Genomic DNA, 7106 nt, shown 5'->3' with positions numbered 1-7106 from the left:
AAGGCCTTGCACATATTTAATGTCTTGCTCCCAGTGTGATAGTGCTCTTGCATAACTATCGCGCGCATAAGCTCCTCTGTTTTTGACGCCTGAGGCCAAACCTTTGAGTGTCCTTAATAATTTTTCTTTGCGACTGACGCTATTTGGCAGCCCCCAGCTCTTTGTATAATCCTTATCAACTAAGGGAGGGATGGGCGCTTCAAGTACGTATTTAAGGATTAACTGGCGTTTTTCGGGTCTGGTTATTCCACCGTCCCCCACGTGGTAACCGAATGCGGATAAGGCGCCATCGCTGGGCATAACGTCAATGTCTTGGCCTGAGCAAAAGGCTTTATTGCGATTTGCCAGTTCTTGATAAAGGATTTTTTTTCTAGTTTCAGCTGCTGCTTTATCCCGGTGCTGCATAATGTTGTGTAGCATTACCATAAGTTGCTGATTCGACCGATTTTGAAGATTCAAACTAGGCATCGTCACTCGCTCCTTAACTATTTTTTTGGGGTTATTAGTCTGGCTACACAAGGCGCTTCGCCAAATGGAGAATACATTATACCACATAAAACTACATTTGTAAATATGTAGAGCACAGAATAATATATTTAGGGATTTATAGCTTATTTGTAGGCTGAGTTGCAATCTATACCAATACTTCTTTACGCGTTGGTAATAAGTATTGGTCAATCGCACGATATGCATACTTGGGTCTAAATTTGATTTTCCAACCTTTTAGTGCGCATGGTATTTTAAAAAGCATACCACAGGAGAAAACCATGAATGATTCTAGGCTTTTACTAACCCAACAGTTTAATGCTAACGAGCTGTTCGCTCAGTACCCTCCGGTTATCACTGATTTAAATAAATCGATAGTATTCAAGCTGGGTCTGAAAGAGCATTACACTGAATCACCTGTTATTGGTTATACGCGTTGGGCACAGATGGGATTGCCTGAGGATGTTTATAAAACTGACGTTAAGTTGGTTAAGCACAGCGGATATTTCTCATATCCTCCCTCATCGAACAACTGTGTTGAGTGGCATTTAAATTTTGCTCACGAAGATGTGTTCGGTTTTTATGGTGGACCCTTATTTGCTCAAGACGAAATGCAGGTAGTTGAGCACCCCATCCTAGCCTGTCTTCGCGAAGCAATCCTTGATTTAGAGCTTGAACGCACTACGGTAAAAAACGGTCAAGCCACACCAATTCTTATTACTGGTGTGGAACGTCGATGTGAAGTAGCTACTGACCCAAATGCTGCTTTGGAGAGGCCACATGGGTTATATGGCAACGAATTTCAGTTCGCTTCTGATAAGGCAATTAGGACAGCCACAACATTGCTTAGCCCTCCAACGAAGACTAATATCATTGCTATGGAGTCACCGCAGCCAGATTTTGGCTTATATACGCGAGACCAAATTAAATTCATTCTGGCTTCGGCAATCACCGGGTTTTCTGCAGCGGTAAAACTTAGTAAAGAAATAAACGAGGATGCCGAAGTCTCAATACATACGGGATATTGGGGATGTGGTGCATACGGTGGCAACCGTGAACTTATGCCGCTCCTACAAATTATTGCCGCCTATTGTGCCGATATTGATACTTTACACTTTCATACTGGCGGAGATCACAATGGTTATGATGCGGCACTTGCAACCCTTGATGACATTATGACTGAATGGGAAGGAATGTGTCTTGAGCAGTTAATTGATAATATTATGGCGCTACGTTATGACTGGGGGGTTAGTGATGGAAATTAAACATGCCAAAAGACAGTGCTAAATGATGAGTAAATATTTAAAACTAGTTATTACATTTGCAATTGTGGCTGCAATTGGCGTTCAGCTATACAGTAATACCAAGCCCAAGATAAATGTCATAGCCATTAACACGGGCCAAGATGGTATATCTGATAAACCATACCATTTAGCTTTGATTAGTGATCTCCATATCAAAACATCGCCCAATGCGATTAATGACTTATCTGATTTATGGAGTGACGTTATCAGTAAACGCCCCGACGTTATTATGCTTGCGGGTGACTACATTGATAACGGGGGTAATAATGATGCTATCGCCAAAATACGTCATCAAATATCGGACATCCTCGGGTCCTCAGGTGAGATACCCGTGGTCGCCATATTAGGCAATCATGACCATTGGTCAAATGGTGAGTTATGGCGTCAACATCTCAGCAATAAAGGCATTATCGTTTTGGAGAATCAAGTGTCTGTTTTGGATGATGTCGGTATTTGTATCAGAGGCCTCGGCGACGCATTCACTAATAACTTTAAATATGTTGAATTTCCGCCCGACTGCGCAGGCTTGCTCAAGTTAAGTTTGACGCATGATCCTGCCGCTGCATTCCATCCTAAGGTGGAAGGGCTAATATTTGCAGGGCATACCCACTGCGGTCAAATATCAATTCCTTGGTATGGCGGTATGTATGTGCCAACAACAGCACCAAGAGAGGCTCATTGTGGAATGTATGAAGATGACAAAATACAACTGTTCGTAAGCTCAGGTGTAGGGACAAGCGTCCTACCTTTTAGGTTCAACGCCCAAGCCGAGTGGGACTTCATTACACTTACTTATTAGGAGTAGCAAAAATTCTTGGATGGTTTAAAAAGATACCTCCTTAGCAAGGCCCTATCCATCCTTACACCAACAATCTATACTGACTGAAAAATAACCAACACTAGAATCGGCCCAATAGTTTTATGCTGTACTCTAGAACAAACGTTAATGAAACGACCAAAATAGATATCGTCGTTTGAGGAAAAAACAAAAGACGGTCTTATTGACGGTCTCATAGAAAAAAATGCAATAAAAAAGCCTAACTATCAACTAGTTAGGCTTAAATAATGGCAGAGAAGGAGCAAGTCATCTCCTGCTTTAGGCGCCATGTGCTCTGCTTGCTAACGTGTTTACTAGTGTTATAGTCCGAATGATTGGTTGTCAACGGATCAAAAATGTCTACGGTTTTTACTAACCCAAGCCACTTCAAAGCCTCCATAGCCATCAAACCCTCTATGCCCCTGGGTAAGTGGCCTAGGGGGGCTACGGGGTTATATAGGCGTTCTGATGAGCTTTGGAAGGTTTACGTGTCAACTAGATTGACGGCGCTTGAGAGCTGCTAAGCCTAGAGCTTATAAGCCAACAATGCGCCAATTAGGTAATGGCATCTAATTTTCCCTGTATATTTTTCCATAAATACCACATTCATCAGTGCATGATTTCCATGCGATCACAAAACCATCATCTTTAAGCTCTGTTATTGAAAAAGCAGGAGCTTTATCATGAACTATAAAAGCTGGCCTGACCTCAAATCTAGGATGACCCATGCAGACCGCGTAATAATACCTGCGGGGGCTGGAGTTACAGATAGGGGGCACTTATGGGGGCATAAATTATTTCTTTGTAAGTTAATCCCTATATTTATCAAAAGGATAAATCCATTAATCCGATCCTTCCGAGGCTCCATATACAAGTCCGACTGTATCGCCTGATAAGCGCTTCTTCCCAGCCTCCATGAAGTCTTTCGACCAGCGATAATACACATTGTGATTAATGCCTTCTTTGCGGCACAGCTCAGCGATAGGTTCCTCGCCGCGCAAGCCTTTAAGCACAATGCGAATCTTCTCTTCAGATGAGTATTTTTTACGGGTATGGCGGCGTATATCTCGTACCATTTTTTCAGCACTGCGTTTCTTTGTCATCATTAAGTCCTCTTAAGGTTAACGATGAACGAAAAGTATCTCTTAGGCAATCAGGCTATTTGGTCCACATGGTGCTGACGGGGTACAGATATTGATCGCTATGAGGTTAATCAACGAGTCCTCGGTAAGAGGGTGAAATCTTTAACCTTGCAATTTGGGAGTTTGGGTGCCAGAATGCAAGAATGATACCTCGTTCATTAGAAAGCAATATTGTTCAAGCCTTACATACCATGCCAGTCGTGGCCATATTGGGGCCGCGTCAGGTAGGGAAGACAACACTTGCGCTTGAGATTGCTAATAACCAGTTGGATAAAGAAGTCGCCTATTTGGATTTGGAGCTTGATTCTGATCTGGCAAAACTCAACGAGCCAGAAGACTATCTCAAGCGTTTTGAAAACAAATTGCTGATTATCGATGAGGTTCAGCGTAAGCCTGACCTGTTCAGGATACTGCGTAGCCTGGTCGATATGAGAAAGCGGGCAGGGGAGAAAGCAGGACATTTCCTGCTGCTTGGCTCCGCATCCCGTGACTTGCTCCAGCATTCAACCGAGACTTTGGCGGGTCGTATTCGCTATCTGGAACTCAGCCCTTTTTCTATCCCTGAAATCTATCAACATGCCCCAGACAGCTTTGACGTTGATAAACTCTGGTTCAGGGGCGGTTTCCCTGATAGCTATCTGGCAGGCGATGATGACGAAAGCTGGGATTGGCGCTCAGATTTTATTGCCTCCTATGTCGAACGGGACATACCGTTGATGGGGCCGAGAGTGCCAGCAGAACGAATGAAGCGGTTCTGGAGTATGCTGGCTCATTGGCATAGTCAGCAGGTTAACCTGTCATCGTTGGGTAAGAGCCTTGAGGTGGACCATAAAACCATCCGCTCTTATCTGGATATACTGACTGACTTTTATATGGTCAGGCAGTTGCAGCCTTGGTCAGGGAATACCAAAAAACGGCTGGTTAAGTCGCCCAAGGTGTATATCCGTGACAGTGGTATGCTGCATCGCTTGCTGAATATATCCGATCATGAGACTTTGTTAGGGCATCCCGTGCTAGGGGCCAGTTGGGAAGGGTTTGTACTGGAAAGCATTGTTTCCAGTCTATCCAGCAAGTGGCAATACAGCTATTACCGCACGTCTAGCCAAGCTGAGATAGATTTGGTGCTGGAAGGACCAAAGCAAGCCGTTATCGCTGTTGAGATTAAGCGATCCTCCTCTCCCAAGTTAACGAGAGGCTTTCATTTGGCAAGCGAAGATATTAAAGCCACGAAAAAATTTGTTATTTACTCGGGGCAGGACCGGTTTACACTGGCTGATAATACAGAGGCGATCAGCTTGACTGACTTTTTATCCGAAGTGGGTAAATAGGCCTTAGACGTTTTCGACCCAGTAGGGGGCTTACTTGTAAATGGCCTGGTTGTACTTGGTTTATTTAAGTGACACTAGTTTTCTCTGTATCAGCAAAGACAGTTCGTTTCCGCTCATTATTAATAAAAATAAGGTTGCTTTACGATTACCGTAATAACGAGCATTATTTGAGCTATTACGTTGAGGAGTCTCATAAATATCGTTGTGAAATACTTTCTCAAGAGTGTTTAACTTTTGTGTACTGTAAAGAAACTTGGGATTTTACTCTCTACAAAGAGGCTCAGCGTTTTGATAATGAGCTGGATAAAATAGAGGGCATAATCGACCGGTGTTACTTGTTATTAAAAAAAGAAATCATTGGATGAAGGCGTTAGATTTTTCAGTATCCATAAAATGTGGGAATAGTAGACGAAAAGTTGAAGATATAAATTTGTCTTTCGGGGGTATTAAGTGTTGTGGCGAAAAAGCAGAATGGAGTTATAGGGTTTTTGCTCTGGGAAATTTTTTGAAGAAATGGAAGGTGGATTGGAAGAGATGATTGAATGGGCAAAAGAAAACGGATTTAAATCTGAGTAACCAAAAATATTGGCTTCGCTTGAAAGGGAAAGAGAGGGAAGAATAGTGCCTGGTTTTGCATTGTGTCTTAAGCCGCTTCAGCATGGGACCAAACATCAATCTCCGCGTGGGAAATTGGTATGTTGGTTCACCGAGGTCGTCTAACGTTAAATATGGGTGTGGATTCATGGCTGACAGATGTTGATAAGATTCCTGCCGTCGATCTCTCCATCAGCTCGCGTCCCTGCGAGAATAGGGTTTCTGAATGAGTCTTATGAGGCAAATGCTGCCAGACGATTGCGGATGATATCTTCCGCGTCGTTGACAATACGCTCAACCAGCTCTTGACAGCTTGGTGTGTCAGAAATCAATCCGGCAACCATGCCACAGGACCAGGCGCCAATATCCATTTCACCTTCTTTCATAATTTTGGGGTAGACACCCACCACCTCATCCTGAATATCGGAAAACTGCACCTTGTCACCCAGGGCGGCTTCTTTTGCCACTATACGCTCCACCGCAGCATTGGTTAATACCCGTTCGGTATTTTTAAGACCGCGCATCACCAGCCGAGTATCCAGCTCGCTCGCCTGCACAATGGCCTGCTTCACATTCTCGTGAACGGGCGCTTCTTTGGTGGCAATAAAACGTGTGCCCATGTTGATGCCTTCGGCGCCCAAGGCCAGAGCCGCCACCAGTTGTTGTGCGTTGCCGATACCGCCGGAGGCAACAAAGGGAATTGATAATTCTTCGGCAGCTCGTGGTAACAGAATCATATTGGGAATATCATCTTCTCCTGGGTGACCACCACATTCGAAACCATCAACACTGACGGCGTCACAGCCAATTTTTTCTGCCTTTAGCGCATGTCGCACGGATGTGCATTTGTGAATCACCTTAATGCCCGCTTCTTTGAGATGGGGCATGTAAGCTTCAGGGCTGCGGCCTGCGGTTTCCACAATTTTGACACCGCCTTCAATGATGGCTTTTACATAGCCGGGGTAGTCCGGTGCGGTAAAAGCGGGTAAGAAGGTGAGGTTGACACCGAAAGGTTTGTTGGTCATTTCCTTGCAGCGGGCAATTTCATTGGCCAGGTCTTCAGGTGTTTTTTGCGTCAGGCCGGTGATAATGCCCAGGCCGCCCGCGTTGGAGACGGCAGCGGCCATCTCGGCAAAACCCACGTAGTGCATGCCGCCTTGAATAACGGGATGTTCGATATTAAATAGCTCTGTAATTTTGGTTTTCATAGTACCCCCTAAGGTGAATGGAGCCCCAGCAGTTTAGCCGCTTGTGCGTGTTTGTTCTGGCATAGACTGTGACATAAGTTGGCGGGGTAGTATAGTTAAAAATTAGTTGGAGCAACCTGCTGTTCTGTTGTCAGGCGCGCCATAGTTAGAGCTTTACCCTAAAAATGATATGTTATATCATGATTGAAATAACCCGTAATACAGGCCTTATATAGTTGGGGCTAGCC

General features: G+C 44.3%; 5 protein-coding genes and 1 pseudogene. 3 read left to right on the top strand and 3 right to left on the bottom strand.

All coding sequences use genetic code 11. The features are described from left to right. A partial coding sequence (locus tag P8H32_RS10805) for a hypothetical protein (RefSeq protein ID WP_301089373.1) occupies positions 1 to 468 on the bottom strand: 468 nt, incomplete at its 3' end. Positions 469 to 767: 299 nt separating this feature from the next. On the opposite strand from P8H32_RS10805, the gene P8H32_RS10800 reads away from it, so the two are divergent. Continuing rightward, positions 768 to 1751 (top strand): hypothetical protein, encoded by a 984-nt coding sequence (locus tag P8H32_RS10800; protein ID WP_301089372.1) that lies wholly within the window; start codon positions 768 to 770, stop codon positions 1749 to 1751. Positions 1752 to 1773: 22 nt separating this feature from the next. Next, entirely contained in the window at positions 1774 to 2589 is an 816-nt protein-coding gene (locus P8H32_RS10795) for a metallophosphoesterase (RefSeq protein ID WP_301089371.1), read from the top strand. 899 nt (positions 2590 to 3488) lie between these two features. Here P8H32_RS10795 and P8H32_RS10790 read toward each other — a convergent pair. Next, positions 3489 to 3713: pseudogene (locus P8H32_RS10790) on the bottom strand (transposase); the annotation flags it as partial. 179 nt (positions 3714 to 3892) lie between these two features. Between P8H32_RS10790 and P8H32_RS10785 the strand changes: the two are divergent. Further along, positions 3893 to 5077, top strand: a complete 1185-nt coding sequence (locus P8H32_RS10785; RefSeq protein ID WP_301089370.1) for an ATP-binding protein — start codon at positions 3893 to 3895, stop codon at positions 5075 to 5077. Positions 5078 to 5904: 827 nt separating this feature from the next. Here P8H32_RS10785 and P8H32_RS10780 read toward each other — a convergent pair. Next, the gene (locus tag P8H32_RS10780; protein WP_301089369.1) at positions 5905 to 6879 is read right to left on the bottom strand and encodes a nitronate monooxygenase family protein; all 975 of its coding nucleotides are present in this window, start codon (positions 6877 to 6879) and stop codon (positions 5905 to 5907) included. Positions 6880 to 7106: the final 227 nt, after the last annotated feature.

This window comes from Oceanicoccus sp. (genome assembly GCF_029238675.1).
In the GTDB taxonomy this organism is placed as follows: domain Bacteria; phylum Pseudomonadota; class Gammaproteobacteria; order Pseudomonadales; family Dasaniaceae; genus Oceanicoccus.
The sequence above is the reverse complement of the archived record's forward strand: the minus strand, read 5'-3'. Positions and strand labels throughout refer to the sequence as shown.

What these genes read in the sequence shown, in the direction of transcription:
- P8H32_RS10800 (WP_301089372.1), top strand. Translation starts at nt 768, where the DNA reads ATGAATGATTCTAGGCTTTTACTAACCCAACAGTTTAATGCTAACGAG.
- P8H32_RS10795 (WP_301089371.1), top strand. Translation starts at nt 1,774, where the DNA reads ATGATGAGTAAATATTTAAAACTAGTTATTACATTTGCAATTGTGGCT.
- P8H32_RS10785 (WP_301089370.1), top strand. Translation starts at nt 3,893, where the DNA reads ATGATACCTCGTTCATTAGAAAGCAATATTGTTCAAGCCTTACATACC.
- P8H32_RS10780 (WP_301089369.1), bottom strand. Translation starts at nt 6,879, where the DNA reads ATGAAAACCAAAATTACAGAGCTATTTAATATCGAACATCCCGTTATT.